Origin of the sequence: Acetivibrio clariflavus DSM 19732 (assembly GCF_000237085.1) — a bacterium.
GTDB lineage: Bacteria > Bacillota > Clostridia > Acetivibrionales > Acetivibrionaceae > Acetivibrio > Acetivibrio clariflavus.
This window is the reverse complement of sequence record NC_016627.1, coordinates 3,900,376-3,918,529: the sequence shown is the minus strand read 5'-3', so window position 1 is coordinate 3,918,529 and position 18,154 is coordinate 3,900,376. Positions and strand designations below refer to the sequence as shown.

Genomic DNA, 18,154 nt, shown 5'->3' with positions numbered 1-18,154 from the left:
GCAGCCCTAAGTATTAATAAGTTCTTAGGGCTGTATTTACACGATTCTTTAAACAGGTTATCATATTAAGTTTAATTTTTGGCTTTTGTTACTTTTTGAAAGGGGAGATCAGAGTTTTTAGATAAAAGGGATAGTATTTATACATTGTCATATTAATAAAAATTCAACACAGTTTACAATATTTATCCATTTGGAATTCTATTTATTAGGGCTTCAAATCTTTCCTTAAATTTATTGTTTGAGTCGTATTGCATACCGAATTCACATGCAATTAATGCATCTCTTTTCATTCCGGCTTCTGCAAGCGAATTGGCAAGATTATACCAGTTTTGCGGTGAGTTGGGTTCTTTTTTTACTTTTTTCAAATAGTAGGGAACAACATTGTTCGAATAATATGTACTTACGCCACCAGCCGGTTCAAGCTGTGAACCGTTCCATTGAAGCAATCGAATATTATAGGTATCGTCCTCGGCTTTTTCCCATATGGCAAGTTTTGATTTCGAGTTATTTCTGTCATTGCCTGATGCCTTAAGAACTTGAAGTCTGTGATAATTTGAGTTGAAAATTTCATTAATGCTGTCTTGATTAATTGAGTAACAGCGCAAAACCGGACTTTTATCCTTTGAGGACAAACCCAATAAAATTTGCTTCTTTCCTTCGCCGGTAAAATCAATAATTTTTCTGTAATTAATGTTTTCATAACCGGAATCGGATATTTCGCCGACCTTTTGCCAGTTATTGTTTTCTTTTTTCAGTATAATAGTTTTAATTTCATCATTATGCCTGTAGGATACAATTAATTCATCCCGAGAGTCACCGTCAATATCTCCAAGACTAATTATATCAGAGTTTAAAGGGTATTTTGGTTTGAGTATATATGCATCTTCAGGTACAAAATTTTTAGCAATTGCGTAGAAATTTTCATGAGCCTGTCGGGGAAATAGGCTTGACAATTGTCTGTTTAACCCTTTGAAAAATACTTCAAAAGGATTCCTGTTAATGGGCATAAAACCGGGTCTTCCTATATAGGGCTTATTTGGTGAGTTTTGATCTTTGCTTTTTTGCGACAATAATATTCTACTGGCTAAAGCTACACCTATTATTGGAAACGGGAACATTATTTCAATCTCCTTTAAAAATATTCTGTGTCATTATATGAGCAAATTCTAAAATGTGTTAAATCAGAAAGAAAAAATTAAAAAGACTGTAAAACATCCATTATTGAAATCCTTTTGTTTCAAAAAGTCCATAAACTGCTATTGTGCTTTGGAATTATGTTTGATATAGTATTATTATCATAAAGGCATTTCTTGTTTATTCTTGAAGTCAAAAAATAAATATGGGGGTTTTTTACTTATGAAAAAGAGTATTCTAAGAAGAACAGCGTTATCCTTTCTTGTCTGTATGATCTCAGTATCATTATCTGCATGTATTTCAAGCAGCAGTACCCGTGCAACTACAGTACAAAACAAGCCTGTATCTGTTTCTACTCCTACTCCGGTGGCAACAGATGATGTAGTTGAAAGCACACCAACCAGCACTCCGGAACTTCCCAAATACAATCAGAAGAGGGTTAAGGCGAAGGGTTTATACTTAACTGCTTCGTCAGCAGGGGCAAGGCTTGATCACTATATTGAACTGGCCAATAATACCGAAATTAACAGTTATGTTATAGATGTAAAAAATGACTACGGTATTGTCAGCTATGAATCTGAAGTGCCTTTAGCATCGGAAATCGGTGCAATTCAAAAGATATATGATGTTGATGAGGTTATAAAGAAATTACACGATAACAATATCTATGCTATAGCAAGAATAGTATGCTTTAAAGATCCGATACTTGCTCAAAAGAAGCCGGAAATGGCTATAAAGAATCCTGAAGGCGGACTTTATGTTCATAATAAAATGAATTGGGTAAATCCATATAACATGGATGCATGGCAGTATAATATTGATCTTGCAAAGGAAGCTCTTGAAAAAGGTTTTGATGAAGTACAGTTTGACTATATAAGATTTCCGGACGGAAAAAAGAGCCAGATGGTTTTTGAAGGTAAAGATGACAGAGAAATGTATGAGGTTATAAATGACTTTCTGGCCTTTGCAAGAAAACAACTACCGAATGCAATACTGTCCGGGGATGTATTTGCAATTATATTGGAGAGTCCTGGGGATACTGAGGGAATTGGACAATATTTTGAGTATATAGGTGAAAACCTTGACTACCTGTGCCCTATGGCTTATCCTTCCCACTATGCACTCGGACAGATTATTAACAATGTCAAATTTCCAAAACCTGACCTGGACCCCTATGGAGTTGTAAAAAATACTCTGCTCAAAGCTAAGGCAAGGTATGAGAAAGTTGAGGGACATAAACCCATACTTAGGACCTATTTGCAGGACTTTACCGCAACATGGATTGGCGCGGGGAATTGGCAGTATTATGAAGATGAACAGGTTAGACAGCAAATTCAGGCAGTATATGATGCCGGTTTTGAAGAGTGGTTTTTGTGGGATCCGATGAACAATTACAGGGAAGGAGCACTTTTAAAAGAATAGCTTAATGTATGATAAATGGCTTATCAGCTTCTATCCGGAACATTATGCTGAAGAAATAAATTAATAAGAAATTTAACTTATATGGATTACGCCTTTTTTATCTGATAAAAAGGCGTAATTATTTTTTATTCCATAGCAGAGTAGTCTATAATATTAATGAGAAAAGGCTGCTTGATATAGCCGGATGCGGTTATGGACTTTAGACTATGGCAACGATGAGATATTTATTGTATAATAAAAATATATCTAGTGGAAGGGTTGTTATTTTTACTGTATAGAAATTATTTCTATATTATCAAACGTTTTCCGAGAAAGGAAGGATTAATAGATGGGTATAAAGGACAGGCTGTTTAGTTTCCGTAAAGTATGGTGCATTGTTATAGTAACGGTTTTAACTGTATGCTACTTGTTTACTTCATTTACATATGCCGATGATTCAATGCAGGTAAATCTTGCTGTTTTAAGAGGAGAAAAAGGCACGACTGTTACAGTACCTTTGACAGTTAAAAACGTCCCTGAATCAGGGATTTATACATGCAGCTTTTGGGTGGATTTTAATCCTGAAATATTTAGTTCAGTGAGTATTACACCGGGAGAATTGATAATCAATCCGAGTGATTTTTACTCCAATGTGAATAATACTAAAGGTTTTGTGGCAATGGTTTTTGAAGCACCGGCTGACGAAAGCAGAGTAATAAAAAATGACGGTACAATGGCATATATTAAATTTACTATTGCTGACAATGCCAGTGACGGTGTATCTTTCCTTACATATAACCTTTCCAGATCTGCTGTATTCACAACAGGAATTGATGAAATTAAAGGAATTTTATATAACAATGGTGCAGTTGTGATCGGAAAGGCTGCGATACCGTCAGTTATACCAACATCAACACCTACAGTAACTCCTACTCCAACTTCGATTATTACTCCAACTTCGATTCCTACTCCAACTTCGAATTTTACACCAACTTTAACTCCAACACCATTTTCGACACCAACAGTTACCTCAACACCGATACCGACATCTACTGAATTTCCAGTAATACCAACGTTACCGCCAGAACAAGTAACTCCAATATCTACACCACCAACAGGTAACATTCAGGTTCCGAAGGATATAGACACACACTGGGCAAAACTATATATTTTAAGACTGATAAGTATGGGAGTTGTCCAAGGCTATCCCGATGGAACAATAAAGCCTGATAATAATATAACCAGGGCAGAAGCTATAACAGCACTTATGAAGGCAATTGGATATGGCCCGGCGGAAAATCCCCAATTTGATTTTGCAGATAAAAATGAAATACCCGATTGGGTGAAGGGATTTCTAAAGACCGCTTTAGACATGAAAGTGGTAAGCGGATATGAGGACAATACTTTTAGGGCTTCAAGAAATGTAACAAGACAGGAAGTAGTTATAATGCTGATGAAGACTTTCAAATTCGAACCGTCGGATATTTCTGTTAATTCTTTCGCAGATGACGAAAAGATTGCCTCATGGTCTAAGAGGTATGTCAATACGGCATGTAATTTGGGAATAATAAAGGGTTATAATGACAATACTTTCATGCCCGATAAAAACGTCACAAGGGCTGAACTCTTTACAATGATTGCGAAGTGTTTTGAGTATTTGGACAGATAATAATAGTATGAAACAAACCGCCTGAAAGATTTAACTTAAATCTTTCAGGCGGTTTTTCTTTATCCTTCCAATTTTATCGAAATTCATAAGAGCCGGAAAAGCAAAATTTTATAATCACACTGCAATTCTTCAATGAATACTTATAATACGAGAAATTTTCATAGATTGAGGAGAAATTATATGGGATTGTATATTGAAGTTGAAAAGAATGTAAAGGTATATGTAGAAGATATAAATCCTGAAGGCACCAAGACAATTCTATTTATTCACGGCTGGCCGGGCAATCATAAATTGTTTGAATATCAGTTTAATCTATTGCCCCAACTGGGATATAGGTGTATTGGAATGGATTGCAGGGGATTCGGACAGTCAGACAAGCCTTGGACAGGTTATGATTATAACCGATTGTCCGATGACATTAGAGTTGTTATTGAAACACTTAAATTGCAGAATATTGTTCTTGGAGGGCATTCAACAGGAGGTGCAATTTGTGTAAGGTATATGGCAAGACACGATGGTTATGGGGTGTCAAAACTTGCTCTGTTTGCTGCGGCGGCCCCCAGTCTTATCCATCGCCCGTATTTCCCATATGGTTTGCCAAAACAGACTATAATTAATATCATCCAGGGTACATACACCGATCGGCCCAGCATGTTGAGAGGATTTGGTAATATGATTTTTTATAATCCGGTCAGTGCACCCTTCTCCGATTGGATTTTTCAATTGGGGCTTCAGGCAGCGAGTTGGTCTACTGTAGCCATAGCGAAAACATGGTTGGGGGAAGAAGAACTATTTAATGATTTATTTGCTATAAAGGTTCCAACTTTGATTCTTCACGGTATTAATGATAGGGTATGTCTATTTCCTTTGGCCATAGCTCAAAAGAATAGTATCAGAAATTCCAAGCTAATACCTATTGACAAGTGTGGGCATTTCCTGTTCTATGATCAGCGTGAAATATTCAATCAAGAATTGGTTCAGTTCATTGAAGCGAAATGATTTATAGATGTATTATGTTAACAAATTTAAGTAAGATTTTTTAAAGTATTTTAAATTTTTTGACACAGCACAACAAATATGGTATGATATTACATATGGTACTTTGCCTTTTTGGGGCAAAGTGCCTTTGCTTTTTTTTGAGGAAAATTCCATTTAATTACTTGTAGAATGGAGGTATTTTTATGCAGGAGAAAGTCATAATTACAAAATCTGCTTATGAAAATTTACTTGCTCATTTAGTGGATTTTGAGGAAAGGAAAAACAATATTATCAACTCATACTTCCCTGAGTATAATAAGCAAAGGGATGAGTTTGAAGAGTTAATTAACAATTACATAAGCAATTTGGATAGTGCTGTAAAAAACGTGTCATTTTCTGAAGTATCCGAGAATGAATTCCCGTTTGTTTGTTTAAATAGTCTTGTTGAGATAGAAGATGTTGAAGAAAATGAAATTTTTAATTATATGCTGATTGAACCGGAAGCTGTTAATACTGAACATGACTGTATTACGATTCTGTCTCCAATGGGAAAGGCTTTGCTATGCAAGAAGAAGGGTGAGGTTTTTGCGGTAAATGCTCCTTCGGGGATATATAGATATAGAGTCAGGTCGATAAAGCTGCAATAGGTAAATATGGAATAATATTAATTAATGACAAAGAGTATGATTGAACTAAAATCATAATAGATCTTATTTTTTTATAATATAAAGCAGTAGAATTATAGCTTAAAATAAAAAGAGGGGCTAAATTGATGCCCCTCAAGTTTTTTCTATCACCCTTACCATTCTGACACCGTTTATTGCTTTTAATCCTTTAACTGCTTCTTCTGGTATTGAACCTTCAATATCCAAAATAGTATAACCAATTTTATTTTTGTGACGGCTTAACATATCGCCGATATTTATTTTATATGAAGCTATAAGGGAAGTTATCTGTCCAAACATGTTTGGAATATTATCATGGGCTACAAGTACTCTTGTATCGCCGGAACGTGCCAACTCCGAATCAGGGAAGTTAACAGAGTTTTTTATATGACCTTTTTCAAGGAAATCACGTAATTGCATAGCAGCCATTAATGCACAGTTTTCTTCCGATTCAGGGGTTGATGCACCAAGATGAGGTATTGCAATGATGTTTTCTATTCCCAGCAGTTCATCGGATGGGAAGTCGGTTACATAACAGGCTATTGTACCATTATCTATAGCCTCCAAAAGATCTTGGTTGTTAACAAGGCCACCCCTTGCGAAGTTTAATAAGCGAACGCCCTTTTTCATAATACTGAACATATCTTTGTTGATCATATTTTTTGTACTTTCCATAAAGGGCACGTGAATTGTAATGTAATCGGAAGTTGATATCAATTCTTCAAGACTTGAAGCCCTATGTACATTGCTGGAAAGTTCCCAAGCGGCACTGATGGATATATATGGGTCAAATCCGATAACATCCATACCGAGAGCAAGAGCATCATTTGCAACCATAACCCCTATAGCACCTAAGCCTATAACTCCCAATCTTTTACCTTTAATTTCAGGGCCTTCAAACTGTGATTTTCCCTTTTCAACCATTTTTTCAACTTCACTGCCGTTACCTTTAAGGGATTGAGCCCATTGTATTCCATTGATGACTTTTCTTGATGAAATCAAAAGACCGGCAATAACGAGTTCCTTAACTGCATTTGCATTAGCACCAGGGGTATTAAAAACGACAATCCCTTTTTCTGTACATTTTTCTATGGGGATATTGTTAACTCCTGCCCCGGCTCTTGCTATTGCTTTAAGATTGCTGGAAAATTCCATATCGTGCATATTGGCACTTCTAACAATTATTGCATCTGGATCATTCAACTCTGTAGATATTTCATATTTTGCCTTATCAAATACTTCCAAACCTACAGGTGAAATTTTATTGAGCGTTTGTAATTTAAACAAGATAAATTCCTCCTATTTATTTTTTAAAATTTGTAAATATACTTGTTGTTCTAAAAGGATTGCTTAATCTTATACAGATAGTTTATTTTTTAACAAACTGTTCTTCAAAAAAATGCTTTATCGAAAGCAGGAACTATAGTGTGTTAGCTGAAATGATTACTTTTTCTAAAATTTAACTTACAGTATTGAATTTTTATTAAATAATCTCAGGAAAAACAAGTTTAACCTTAAACTATATTATACTACCAAATATCTTTATACTTCAAGTGTTTAAGGCCAAAAGAATATATATTTTTATTTAAACTATGGTTAAGTGCGCCAAAACTCTTGTGTTGAAGGTTTAAGCCTGAATTGTATAAGTATGAATCTGTATTGACAGATTTGCATAAAATGAATTTTAAGTATGTTTCATTATACAAATAAGGGTTTACTTTCAAAATATGAGTAATATTAAACTGTAAAAAACAATATATTTATTTTAGTTTTTTGTGTATGTAATAGGGTTTTATTGTGTTATTATAATTTATACCAAGAATATAAAAGAATAATATTAGCGATTTTCTATATTTATGGCTTAATACACGGGATAAAACAGGGAAATTAAGGGGATGAGTTAATGGTTGCAAAAGAGAAGTACGAAAGAAGAAGAAAAAAATATTCTCTTTTATATGAAAAATATTCAAAGGCAATTGATGTTGTCAGCAATTTGAGATTAGCAGTATTTATCACGGGGATTGCATTAACGGTATTTTTGTTTATCATCAGGTACTATTTTATAATGGCTGCAATTATTATAGCGTTTTTGGTCACTTTTGCCTATTTGATGAATGAGCACGATAAATTGTTTAAAGCCAGACTGTACTCATCCATATTTGTAAAAATAAATGAGGATTCTTTAAAACGCTTAAACGGAGAATGGGAGTGTTTTCAGGACAGTGGAAAGGATTTTCTCGACGAAAATCATAAATATGCTTATGACCTTGATATTTTTGGGGACAGGTCCCTGTTTCAGTGGATTAATGTCGCCAATACCTTTTTGGGCAGGAAGGCATTGAGCAAATTATTATTGGGATACAGTAAGGAACCCGAACTAATAAAAAAGAGACAGGAGGCGGTTAAGGAACTGGCTGCGAATCCTGGCTGGAGGCAGAAGTTCCTGGCTGAAAGCCTGGTTGTGTCTGAAAAAATTAGTGATCCGCAAAATCTTATTAATTGGGCAAAGGAACAGTATGAGTTTTATGAAAAGCCTTGGCTTGTCATAGTTGTCAAATTGCTTCCTGTTATTACTATACCATCTCTGATATTAGCTTTTAATACTGAAGTAGTACCTTACTATGTTCCGGCGTTTTTAGTACTAATTCAATATTTTATGTTGAAGTATAAAAATAGAGAAAGAAATGAGATTTTTAAAATATCGGATCGGTTCAGCAAGGATATTGGCGTTTATAGAAACATGATAAAAATTTTTGAAAATAAAAATTTTCAATCAGATTTACTTAAGGAAATTCAAAGCAGAATGGCAGGAAAAACAGGAAAGCCTGCTTATGAGCAAATCAATGGTTTGGCAAAAATAATTGATTCCATTTCCAGCAGGCATGTTCCCTTATATTTGATTTTTAATCTTCTTACCCTTTGGGATTATCGCAATATGATAATTCTTGAAAAATGGAAGGCTGCTTCAGGAAAATATCTGGAGGCATGGCTTGAGGGGGTAGGTGAAGTTGAAGCACTATCCAGTCTAGCAATAATAAGGCATGACAATCCCGATTGGGTTATGCCGGAGATAAATGAAGATGAAATAAGCAAATTTGAGGCTTTAAATATTGGACATCCTCTTATAACGTCCAACAGAGTATGTAACCATTTGAATTTTAGTTCTCCGGTTAAGGTACTGCTTATTACCGGCTCAAATATGTCGGGAAAGAGTACACTTTTAAGAACAGCAGGAATAAACCTGGTTCTGGCCTATGCTGGGGCTCCGGTTTGTGCCAGGGATTTTCGTGCATCTGTTATGGATATACATAGCTGCATGAGGGTAAGTGATAATTTAGGAAAAAGTATATCATCCTTCTATGCGGAATTATTGAGAATTAAGGAAATACTTAAAGAAGCAAAGGAAGGCAAAAAAGTATTTTTCCTTCTGGATGAAATTTTTAAAGGAACCAATTCAAGAGACCGCCATACCGGTGCAAGGGTATTGATTGAAGAATTGTGCAAGACAAAGTCCATAGGAATGGTTTCAACCCATGATTTTGAATTATGCGATTTAGAGCAAAAGAATCCAAAGATTAAAAATTATCATTTTGAAGAGTATTACAAAGATAACAAAATCTATTTTGATTACAAGCTGAGAAAAGGCGTTTCCACAACGCGAAATGCCATCTATTTAATGAGAATGGCCGGACTTGATATAGATGAAAGTTTGATTTAAGTTAAATTAAAGTTTAATTGAATAGGATATGTCACACGCTTGCCTTGTAAATTATTGCAACTGTTATATTGATTGTGGCAGTGGTTTTCTTGTGGCATGCTCTCAATCGTCCTGAAGGTACATTTACTTGGATTAATACGATAACATTTATATTTTATGTATTATATGTGGTGGAAATGATGATTTATTCATTGCACCATTCAAAGAGGAGTAAATAAAATATAAATTGTTTATAGCTGATTGATCATTATTTTTTGTTGGAATAAGGAAGAATTTTTGGGGGGATAAAGAGTGATGATGGAAGTAAAAGCGAGCAATGAGAGAGTGGTCAGCAATCGGAGAAGCATTTTGAAAGTAGTTATAGCTGCTCTTGGATTGATGGTATTCCAGTTCTTTTATAATAAGCTAATGGAAGTGCTGCTAATTGATGTAGTAGCAAAAGCAGTAACCGGGCTTACAAATAGTTGCTACCTGATGATTCATCACACAATGCAGTTTCTTATATTGTTTATTCCGACAATGATTATTTATCGAACGAAGAAATTGGATTTTGGTTATTGGAATAAAAACTATAAGGCGAGTAGGCGATACATTATCCTTGGTGCGACATATGCGCTTCTTATTTCACTTATTACTGCAATCATGGGTGCTTATCGAAAATTTGAACTGGATGATTTTATATTTCAGCTCTTTTTTTCAGGTTTGGGTGAAGAAATCTTATTTAGATCTTTACCAATTACCGTGTTGATTCTTGCCGGTGGGAAAGATTATGAATTTGATATTAAGGGTAAATATACACTTAGCATTTCTGTTGCTATCAGTGCAGTACTATTTGCTTTGGGGCATGTAAGTATCTCCCGGGAAGGAATAAGCTTTAGTACTATGCAGTTGCTTTGTTGTTTGATTGTTGGCATGATTCTTGGGGATTGCTATAAGCGTACGCATAATATATGGATTTGTATGTTCATTCATGGATTCATTAATGTCCTATCTTTAGTTTTTAACATGGCATTTGTTTTTCTGTTATCTGCTTTAGCCTGATTTGCATGCGAAGCTTTTGAAAGAAAAAACACTTGCTATGGTGAGTGCGTAAAAGAAGTTTATTTAACATATTTTGAAATGGGGAGATTTAATTCTTTTACACCTTGGGCTACCAATTTTGCAACTTCTCTGGCACCTGTCTCGGTAAAGTGGGTGTAATCGGCTCCATTGGATGATACCATGTAGAAAGTAAATACTTTGTTGTAATCAAGGGTACTGTAATAATTTAAGCATTTGGTCATCAGGTCTATGATTGCACAATTTTTCTCTGCTGCAACTTGCTTCATTGCATTACAATAGTCAGGAAAGTCGTTAACATAGGTATTGTTTTTGTAATTAAGCCGTGCAACCGGCGTTATTAATACTGGAATGGCTCCTTTTGCCCTTGCTCCGTCAACAAATTTTGCAAGATACTCTTTGTAGGTGGTATAGGGAGCTGCGTATCGGTCAGGATTACTAATGGTTGCGTCATTATGACCGAATTGGATAAACAAGTAGTCTCCCTCTTTAATCATATTGAGGATTTCATCTAACCTTCCCTGTTCAACAAAGTTTTTTGCACTTCTTCCGGCGATGGCTTTATTTACAAACTTAACGTCGGAAGTAAAATAATCACTGATTACTTGTCCCCAGCCGGCTTGTGGGTAATAAGAAGAATTATAACTTTGGACGGTGGAATCACCGGCTAAATATATTGTAGGTATATTAGATGTAGTTGGATATGCCGATGGAGACGGAGTAACATATGGAATTGGAGTATTTGTTGGTTCACCAGTTGTTTGGGATATTTTTAAGTAGTCAACATTTGGTCCGCCATTAGTAGTAATGCCTGTTGCTCTGATGACATTTTGCCCTTGGTTGAGTTTTAGAACTATGCTTGATTCACTCCAGGTGGTCCAACTGGCAGTAGGATAGAAGTCCATGCTGCTCTGCGCCATATTTCCGTTAACCATTATTGACATAGGTCTGTTGGCAGTTGTTCCATTGGCATATTTAAAAGTCAGGCTATACCAACTGGTTACCGGTACATTGACATACCACTCCACATATGAACCCACTTCGTTATCATAGTTGACATATCCGCTTCCGCTGTAGCCTGTATGGATGTTTTCAAAAATACCATGGTAAATAAATGCATTTTCAGCTTCGTAAATTTCGGTATATAAATTATTGTCGGGAGGCTGAGCAGAGCCTGGAAATTCTTTTATCATTCCGAGCAAATATGCTTTTATAAAAGCATAATCTATTGAATTGACACTTCCATCGCTGTTTACATCTGCATACCAAACATTGCTCAAATCCGGTATGCCGGAAAGCAAATATTTTTTTAACAATGCAAAATCTATTGATGTAACACTTCCATCTCCATCTATATCGCCCATTATTTGAGGAGCTGTACCGGTGGGAGTAGGAGAATATGTTGGTTGGGCAGTAGCTGTAGGTGTTAAGGTAAAAAGGTCTTTTAAATCATTGGCTACCAATCGGGCAAGCTCGGTTGCTCCTGCACGGTTTGGATGGAGAGTATCCCCGGGCATATAAAGTGCAAGAGTTGCCTCCTGGCCAATAGAAGTAAAATATGCAGAACTTAAAACGTTGAGATCACACAGTCTGACGTTTTGCTCTCTTGCAACTTGTATAGTGGTATTCCTGTACCATCTGTTTACAGCAGTATGTATGTTACCATTGAAATCGGTTGCTCTGCCTTGCGGAGTAACTAAAACCATTGTAGCACCGGTAGATTTAACTTTTACAACCATATCAGTCATTATTTCTTTAAATTGATCTTCTGTAGTATCATTTTTGGGATTGGTATCATTTATGCCAAACTCAAGTAAGAATATATCTCCAGGCTTTATATATTTCATTATTGCTTCAAATTGTCCGTCATCACGAAAACCTCTTGCACATTGTCCGCTGGCTGCCATGTTTCTTATTTGAAATAATGATGTATCGACAAATTTCGGCAGTAATTGCCCCCAACCGCATTGTTCGCTTGTATCCAGCGGATAATAATTGCAAGCTGTTGAATCGCCGCCTATCCAAATAGTTCTGTTGGTGACTGGATTATCGGATATTTTCCTTATTTCAAGTGCACTAAGTGTAAAAGGTGTGCCTTCTTTTCCTGCAGTAACAAGTATGTTTAACTGACCGTCTGTTATAGGAATTTGGAATTTATCAACAGCGCCATTACCTGTCATATTTATGATTTGCAGAACGCCTTCAGCTGCAACACTTGCCCTTGAAGTATTTCCTAAAGTTACTTTTATTTCATAAAGCCCATTGGGAAGATCGACGTTGAAGGTGTTATTGCTTTTTATTCCATAGGTAAGAAACTGAACGGCATCGCTTGCAACACCGGTTCCGGAGGCAGTAACATTTCGCATGTTCTCTGGGGTATTGAAGCCATATCCTCGAGTTCTGTTGTAAGCCGTTGAAGCACTGACACCTATATAACCCGGTTCGACATACCCGGCACCAAAATCGAACTTGTACTCTACAGATGCTGCCTCAATTCTCACATTTGTCGGACAAGTTAACGAAATTAGAATAAAAAGAATACAAATCAATACTTTTGACACATTGCGTATCATTTAATAAACCTCCCTTAATAAAGATGAATATATTCATTACTAAAGCAATCTTAATTTTATATACGGACAATTTCGTACGGTTTGACTTCACGGTTAATTTGATTTCTTCTACAATATTTGTCAATTAGATTATTAGAAATGGTAGTTTGACAATTTTCCGAAATTTCTTATGAAAATTGTTTGTAAGCTTAGTATGTATATTTGAAGAGTTTTATAAAAATATTATATATCTGTATACGATATGTATTATGTGTAAATGCAAATATATATAAATTATTTTAACATCTATATTTTATCAATTTTTTGAAAATAAGTATATATATTTTTTTATTCTGTTTTTGTTATTGGAAGTTTAATAAACTGTGTTTTGCCGTATATAGAGGTCTTTAATTATGACTTGGCAAGTATTTTAGCTGTAATTTGTTTCATAAGGTAATTATTTGCAAAAAAAGATTGGCTGCAATAAAAAGCGAGTAGGTTTGTTTTCCTACCCGCATTTTTATTGCTTTTATTATTATAATTTAATTATATTCTTGCAACTCCGGATTTTCTTGCAGCTTCAGCAACAGCTTTTGCAACAGTAGGACCTACTCTAGGATCAAATGGAGCAGGAATTACATAATCCGGATTTAATTCTTCATCACTAACGAGAGAAGCTATAGCTTTTGCAGCTGCTATCTTCATTTCGTCGTTAATGTCTCTTGCTCTTACATCAAGGGCACCTCTGAAGATACCTGGGAATGCAAGTACGTTATTGATCTGGTTCGGGAAGTCTGAACGGCCGGTTCCAACAACTTTTGCACCGGCTTCTTTAGCGTCTTCAGGCATAATTTCAGGAACTGGATTTGCCATAGCAAAGATTAATGGATCTTTTGCCATGCTCTTAACCATTTCTTTTGTTACCGTATTAGCAACAGAAACACCTATGAAAACGTCAGCTCCTTTAATTACTTCTTCCAATGAACCTTTAATTTTGTCAAGGTTTGAGATTTTAGCCATCTCTTCTTTTATAGGATTGAGGCCCTCTCTACCTTCGTATATAGCACCTTTTGTATCGCAGAGGATTACCTTTTTAAGACCCATGCTCATCAAAAGTTTTGTTATTGCTATTCCTGCTGCACCTGAGCCGTTAACAACTACAGATATGTCTTTTATATCTTTATTTACGATTTTCAATGCATTTATCATTGCAGCAAGAGTAACGATTGCTGTTCCGTGCTGGTCATCATGGAATATAGGAATGTCACATTCTTCTTTAAGTCTTTTTTCAATTTCGAAACATCTTGGAGCGGATATATCTTCTAGATTAATACCGCCAAAACTTCCGGAGAGAAGTTTTATGGTATGAACTATTTCATCGACATCTTTTGATCTTATGCAGAGAGGAAAAGCATCTACATTTCCGAAAGTTTTAAAGAGAACGCATTTACCTTCCATAACAGGCATACCTGCTTCAGGACCTATATCTCCAAGACCGAGGACAGCTGTACCGTCAGTGATAACAGCAACTAAGTTACCTCTTCTTGTCAATGTATAAGATAAATCAGGATCTTTCTGTATAGCAAGACAAGGCTCAGCAACACCTGGAGTGTATGCTAAAGACAAATCTTCCTTAGTCTTAACAGGTACAGAGCTTATTACTTCGATTTTTCCTTTCCATTCACCGTGGAGTCTCAAAGACTCTTTTCTGTAATCCATTATAAAAACCTCCTGTATCGTCTGTTTTTTTATTATATATCTTTTACTTCATTGAGAATAGCTTTTAAACTATCTGCAGAAGCTCTTAATGCTGCTTCTTCTTCAGGGGAGAGTGTAAGAGGTATTATACTTTGTACGCCCCCGGAATTAACTATTGAAGGAAGGCTCAAAGCAACATCTTCAATTCCGTAGTTGCCATTAATTACGCTGCCTACTGTTCTAATGGTGTTTTGGTCTTTGAGGAGAGATTCAACAATTGCATTAATTGTAATAGCAATTGCGTAATATGTAGCGCCTTTGTTTTTAATTATTTCAGCACCTGCTTTTTTAACTTCTTCTGCAATTGCCAATTTATCTTCAGGAGTAAGAATACCGTTTGGACCCTGGCAATATTCATTGATATTCTGTCCAGCTATATGTGTAGCACTCCATACAGGAAGCTGTGAGTCACCATGTTCACCTATAATATATCCGTGAACATTTCTAACGTCGACATTGAGTTTTTTACTTAAGAGATATCTGAATCTTGAGCTGTCAAGAACTGTTCCGGAACCCATAACTCTTCCGTTTGGAAGTCCGGACCATTTTGTGATCATATAAGTAAGGATATCAACTGGATTGGATACAACAAGTATTACACCGCGAGTATAGTATTTCATAATGTTTTGTGTTATGTCTTTTGCGATTGCAACATTCTTTTTAGCAAGGTCCAGACGTGTTTCGCCTGGTTTTCTGTTAGCACCTGCTGTGATAATTATTACGTCGCAGTCTTTAACATCAGAATAATCTCCTGAGTAAACTGCCATTTGGCCTACGAATGAAATACCATGGTTTATGTCCAAGGCTTCACCATAAGCTTTTTCTTTGTTTACATCAATTAATACAATTTCTGTCGCTATTTGCTGCAAGGACATAGCGAAAGCTGTTGAAGCACCAACAAAACCTGCTCCTATTATAGCCACTTTTGACTTACTTGTAACCATAATTTACCTCCATTTTTTATTTTTATTAATATTTATCGCATATTTATAAAAGATTGTTTTTTTATTAGTACATAAATACGCATGGTTAACATTTTAACATACTTTTTTTTAAAAGTATAAACCCAAATATGTCGAAAATCAATAATATTTTTTCAAATTTAGCCGATTTCACAATCTGTTTCAATATAGAAGCTTCTATCTAGTTATGGCTTTAAACTGTGCGCAAATGCTGTTTTGGTAAAATGTTACTGTTACATGACGCATGAAGTTATTCTGCTGGTAAAGCGGTAAAATTGCTTTTTTAAGGGTTTGGTCACATATATATGTATATTTATTAATTCGTTAAACTGACAAAATCCTTATCCAAACCAGTATTGTATCATTAATAAAATAGGTGTAAATATTTACATGTTTTTTTTCGATATTCAATTATATCACAAAAAATTTGTTTTAGTTTTTTATATATTACATTAAAATTTCTAACATTTAAATAGTGAATTAAACGTGCAGCACTTGAATCGCTTTGCAGCATCTCTCTATATTCCGACTATACAATAAAAAATGCAGGAGGGCATATACTATGGCAATAGAGTTAACTTCGTTGTTAAAAATGGCTACAGAATTGAAAGCTTCTGATTTGCACCTAACTGTAGCACGAGCACCTTCATTCAGAGTAAACGGCAATGTTAAAGAAATCGATGCACCAAAGCTAACAATGGAAGATACATTGCAGTATGCGAAAGCTAGCATGGATAATGAAAAGTTTGAACGTTTGATGACTTATGGAGAAGTTGATTTTTCAATTACTGTTCCGGATGTTTCAAGGTTCAGGGTTAATGCTTTTTTACAAAGAGGTTCAGTGTCTTTGGTATTTCGAACTCTGGCTTCAAACATTCCTACCATTGATTCACTTAATCTCCCGCCGGTTATAAAGCAAATTTGTGAATTTAAAGAAGGTCTTATACTTGTTACCGGGCCTACAGGAAGCGGGAAATCTACTACAATGGCTGCTATTATAAATGAGATTAATTCAAAACGGTATGGTCATATATTAACCCTTGAAGATCCTATAGAGTATATTTTCAAACATGACAAGTGTATTGTGAATCAGAGAGAAATCGGTAACGACAGCAAGACCTATGAAAGTGCTCTGAGAGCTGCACTGAGAGAAGACCCTGATGTAATATTTATTGGTGAAATGAGAGATGTGGAGTCAATAAGTATAGCAGTGACAGCTGCTGAGACAGGGCATCTTGTTCTTTCAACGCTTCATACTCTTGGAGCTGCAAAGACGCTGGACAGATTAATAGACGTATTTCCACCTCATCAGCAGCAACAGATAAGAATACAGGTTTCAACGGCTCTAAAGGCTGTAATATCACAAAGATTGATTCCCGATGCAAGTGGTAAAGGAAGAGTTGCTGCCCATGAAATAATGATTGTTACACGGGCAATAAGCAATCTTATCCGGGAAGGGAAGACACAAAGTATCAATACATGTATTCAGACCGGAGGAAACATTGGAATGCAGTTGTTGGATAAAAGCATCGGAGACCTCTATATGCAGAATAAGATAACAAAAGAAAGTGCTTTGGAATTTTGTGTTGACAGAGATGCAATGCAGAATTATCTTGAGGTTGCTCAAAGAGGCAGAATTTAAAGCCTGAAGTTTCAAAATACGTGGTGGTGCTTATAGTCCATCACGTATTTTTATTTCTTTTAGAATATTTATAATTTTAAGTTATGGTTTAAATGGACAAAAGTAATTTATAGCGAGTATAATATAGATATTCTATTACTTCACATACTTGTAGAGAAGGTTTTTAAACAACATGAAAATACTTGTTGATGCTGATGCTTGTCCTGTTAAAGAAATTATAGTGAATATAGCAAAGTCCAAAAATGTAAAAGTAATAATGCTTATAGATACCAGTCATGAAATTGATGATGGATACTCGGAAGTAGTAATTGTTGATAAGGCCAGGGATTCGGTGGATTTTGCCCTTATTAACAAAGCAGAAAAAGGTGATATAGTAGTAACACAGGATTATGGTGTTGCTGCTATGGCTCTTGCTAAGGGTGCTATAGCGATAAACTATGACGGAATAATTTATTCCGATAAAAATATGGACAGGCTTTTATTTGAAAGGCACCTTGCACAAAAGATACGGCGGTCTGGAGGCAGAATATCGGGACCTTCAAAAAGATCAAAGGAACAGGATGAAAAGTTTGAAAAAGCCTTTAAACTTTTATTATCCGTTGAATAAAAACATTAA

12 protein-coding genes and 2 pseudogenes are annotated in these 18,154 nt (G+C 35.5%); 8 read left to right on the top strand and 6 right to left on the bottom strand.

The window, feature by feature from the left end; translation table 11 throughout:
- Positions 1–182: 182 nt before the first annotated feature.
- Positions 183–1,118 carry a tetratricopeptide repeat protein gene (locus tag CLOCL_RS16330; protein WP_014256367.1) on the bottom strand — a complete coding sequence of 312 codons (936 nt, stop codon included), beginning with the start codon at positions 1,116–1,118 and terminating at the stop codon, positions 183–185.
- Positions 1,119–1,356: 238 nt separating this feature from the next.
- Here CLOCL_RS16330 and CLOCL_RS16325 point away from each other — a divergent pair, with 238 nt between their 5' ends.
- From CLOCL_RS16325 to CLOCL_RS16310, 4 genes are all read left to right on the top strand, one after another.
- Positions 1,357–2,556, top strand: a complete 1,200-nt coding sequence (locus CLOCL_RS16325; RefSeq protein ID WP_014256366.1) for a putative glycoside hydrolase — start codon at positions 1,357–1,359, stop codon at positions 2,554–2,556.
- Positions 2,557–2,884: 328 nt separating this feature from the next.
- A complete protein-coding gene (locus CLOCL_RS16320) occupies positions 2,885–4,204 on the top strand; it encodes an S-layer homology domain-containing protein (RefSeq protein WP_014256365.1) in 1,320 nt (439 codons plus the stop codon).
- Between the two features lie 180 nt (positions 4,205–4,384).
- Positions 4,385–5,203 (top strand): alpha/beta fold hydrolase, encoded by an 819-nt coding sequence (locus CLOCL_RS16315; protein WP_014256364.1) that lies wholly within the window; start codon positions 4,385–4,387, stop codon positions 5,201–5,203.
- A 182-nt stretch (positions 5,204–5,385) separates the two neighbouring features.
- Positions 5,386–5,829 carry a GreA/GreB family elongation factor gene (locus tag CLOCL_RS16310; RefSeq protein ID WP_014256363.1) on the top strand — a complete coding sequence of 148 codons (444 nt, stop codon included), beginning with the start codon at positions 5,386–5,388 and terminating at the stop codon, positions 5,827–5,829.
- A 132-nt stretch (positions 5,830–5,961) separates the two neighbouring features.
- On the opposite strand, the gene CLOCL_RS16305 is transcribed toward CLOCL_RS16310, so the two are convergent.
- Positions 5,962–7,134: a 3-phosphoglycerate dehydrogenase family protein gene (locus tag CLOCL_RS16305; protein WP_014256362.1), complete on the bottom strand. Its 1,173-nt coding sequence runs from the start codon at positions 7,132–7,134 to the stop codon at positions 5,962–5,964.
- 616 nt (positions 7,135–7,750) lie between these two features.
- Between CLOCL_RS16305 and CLOCL_RS16300 the strand changes: the two genes are divergently transcribed.
- Both CLOCL_RS16300 and CLOCL_RS16295 read left to right on the top strand, forming a co-directional pair.
- On the top strand, positions 7,751–9,565 hold the full coding sequence (locus CLOCL_RS16300) for a MutS-related protein (protein ID WP_014256361.1): 1,815 nt from the start codon (positions 7,751–7,753) through the stop codon (positions 9,563–9,565).
- 294 nt (positions 9,566–9,859) lie between these two features.
- The gene (locus CLOCL_RS16295; protein WP_014256360.1) at positions 9,860–10,606 is read left to right on the top strand and encodes a CPBP family intramembrane glutamic endopeptidase; all 747 of its coding nucleotides are present in this window, start codon (positions 9,860–9,862) and stop codon (positions 10,604–10,606) included.
- 59 nt (positions 10,607–10,665) lie between these two features.
- Here the strand turns inward: CLOCL_RS16295 and CLOCL_RS23990 are convergent.
- The 4 genes and pseudogenes from CLOCL_RS23990 to CLOCL_RS16280 all read right to left on the bottom strand — a co-directional run.
- Positions 10,666–11,973 (bottom strand): annotated as a pseudogene (locus CLOCL_RS23990) (SGNH/GDSL hydrolase family protein); the annotation flags it as partial.
- A gap of 93 nt (positions 11,974–12,066) precedes the next feature.
- Positions 12,067–13,197 (bottom strand): annotated as a pseudogene (locus CLOCL_RS23985) (rhamnogalacturonan acetylesterase); the annotation flags it as partial.
- Between the two features lie 525 nt (positions 13,198–13,722).
- Complete coding sequence (locus CLOCL_RS16285; protein WP_014256358.1) at positions 13,723–14,895, bottom strand: NAD(P)-dependent malic enzyme; 1,173 nt, start codon at positions 14,893–14,895, stop codon at positions 13,723–13,725.
- 32 nt (positions 14,896–14,927) lie between these two features.
- Positions 14,928–15,878 carry an L-lactate dehydrogenase gene (locus tag CLOCL_RS16280; protein ID WP_014256357.1) on the bottom strand — a complete coding sequence of 317 codons (951 nt, stop codon included), beginning with the start codon at positions 15,876–15,878 and terminating at the stop codon, positions 14,928–14,930.
- Between the two features lie 580 nt (positions 15,879–16,458).
- On the opposite strand from CLOCL_RS16280, the gene CLOCL_RS16275 reads away from it, so the two are divergent.
- Together CLOCL_RS16275 and CLOCL_RS16270 are read left to right on the top strand one after the other, a co-directional pair.
- Positions 16,459–17,538: a type IV pilus twitching motility protein PilT gene (locus CLOCL_RS16275; protein WP_014256356.1), complete on the top strand. Its 1,080-nt coding sequence runs from the start codon at positions 16,459–16,461 to the stop codon at positions 17,536–17,538.
- A gap of 172 nt (positions 17,539–17,710) precedes the next feature.
- Positions 17,711–18,145: a YaiI/YqxD family protein gene (locus CLOCL_RS16270; RefSeq protein ID WP_014256355.1), complete on the top strand. Its 435-nt coding sequence runs from the start codon at positions 17,711–17,713 to the stop codon at positions 18,143–18,145.
- Positions 18,146–18,154: the final 9 nt, after the last annotated feature.

Bases quoted from the DNA above. Each gene is read 5' to 3' on its own strand.
- CLOCL_RS16330 (WP_014256367.1), bottom strand. From the start codon at position 1,118: ATGTTCCCGTTTCCAATAATAGGTGTAGCTTTAGCCAGTAGAATATTA.
- CLOCL_RS16325 (WP_014256366.1), top strand. From the start codon at position 1,357: ATGAAAAAGAGTATTCTAAGAAGAACAGCGTTATCCTTTCTTGTCTGT.
- CLOCL_RS16320 (WP_014256365.1), top strand. From the start codon at position 2,885: ATGGGTATAAAGGACAGGCTGTTTAGTTTCCGTAAAGTATGGTGCATT.
- CLOCL_RS16315 (WP_014256364.1), top strand. From the start codon at position 4,385: ATGGGATTGTATATTGAAGTTGAAAAGAATGTAAAGGTATATGTAGAA.
- CLOCL_RS16310 (WP_014256363.1), top strand. From the start codon at position 5,386: ATGCAGGAGAAAGTCATAATTACAAAATCTGCTTATGAAAATTTACTT.
- CLOCL_RS16300 (WP_014256361.1), top strand. From the start codon at position 7,751: ATGGTTGCAAAAGAGAAGTACGAAAGAAGAAGAAAAAAATATTCTCTT.
- CLOCL_RS16295 (WP_014256360.1), top strand. From the start codon at position 9,860: ATGATGGAAGTAAAAGCGAGCAATGAGAGAGTGGTCAGCAATCGGAGA.
- CLOCL_RS16285 (WP_014256358.1), bottom strand. From the start codon at position 14,895: ATGGATTACAGAAAAGAGTCTTTGAGACTCCACGGTGAATGGAAAGGA.
- CLOCL_RS16280 (WP_014256357.1), bottom strand. From the start codon at position 15,878: ATGGTTACAAGTAAGTCAAAAGTGGCTATAATAGGAGCAGGTTTTGTT.
- CLOCL_RS16275 (WP_014256356.1), top strand. From the start codon at position 16,459: ATGGCAATAGAGTTAACTTCGTTGTTAAAAATGGCTACAGAATTGAAA.
- CLOCL_RS16270 (WP_014256355.1), top strand. From the start codon at position 17,711: ATGAAAATACTTGTTGATGCTGATGCTTGTCCTGTTAAAGAAATTATA.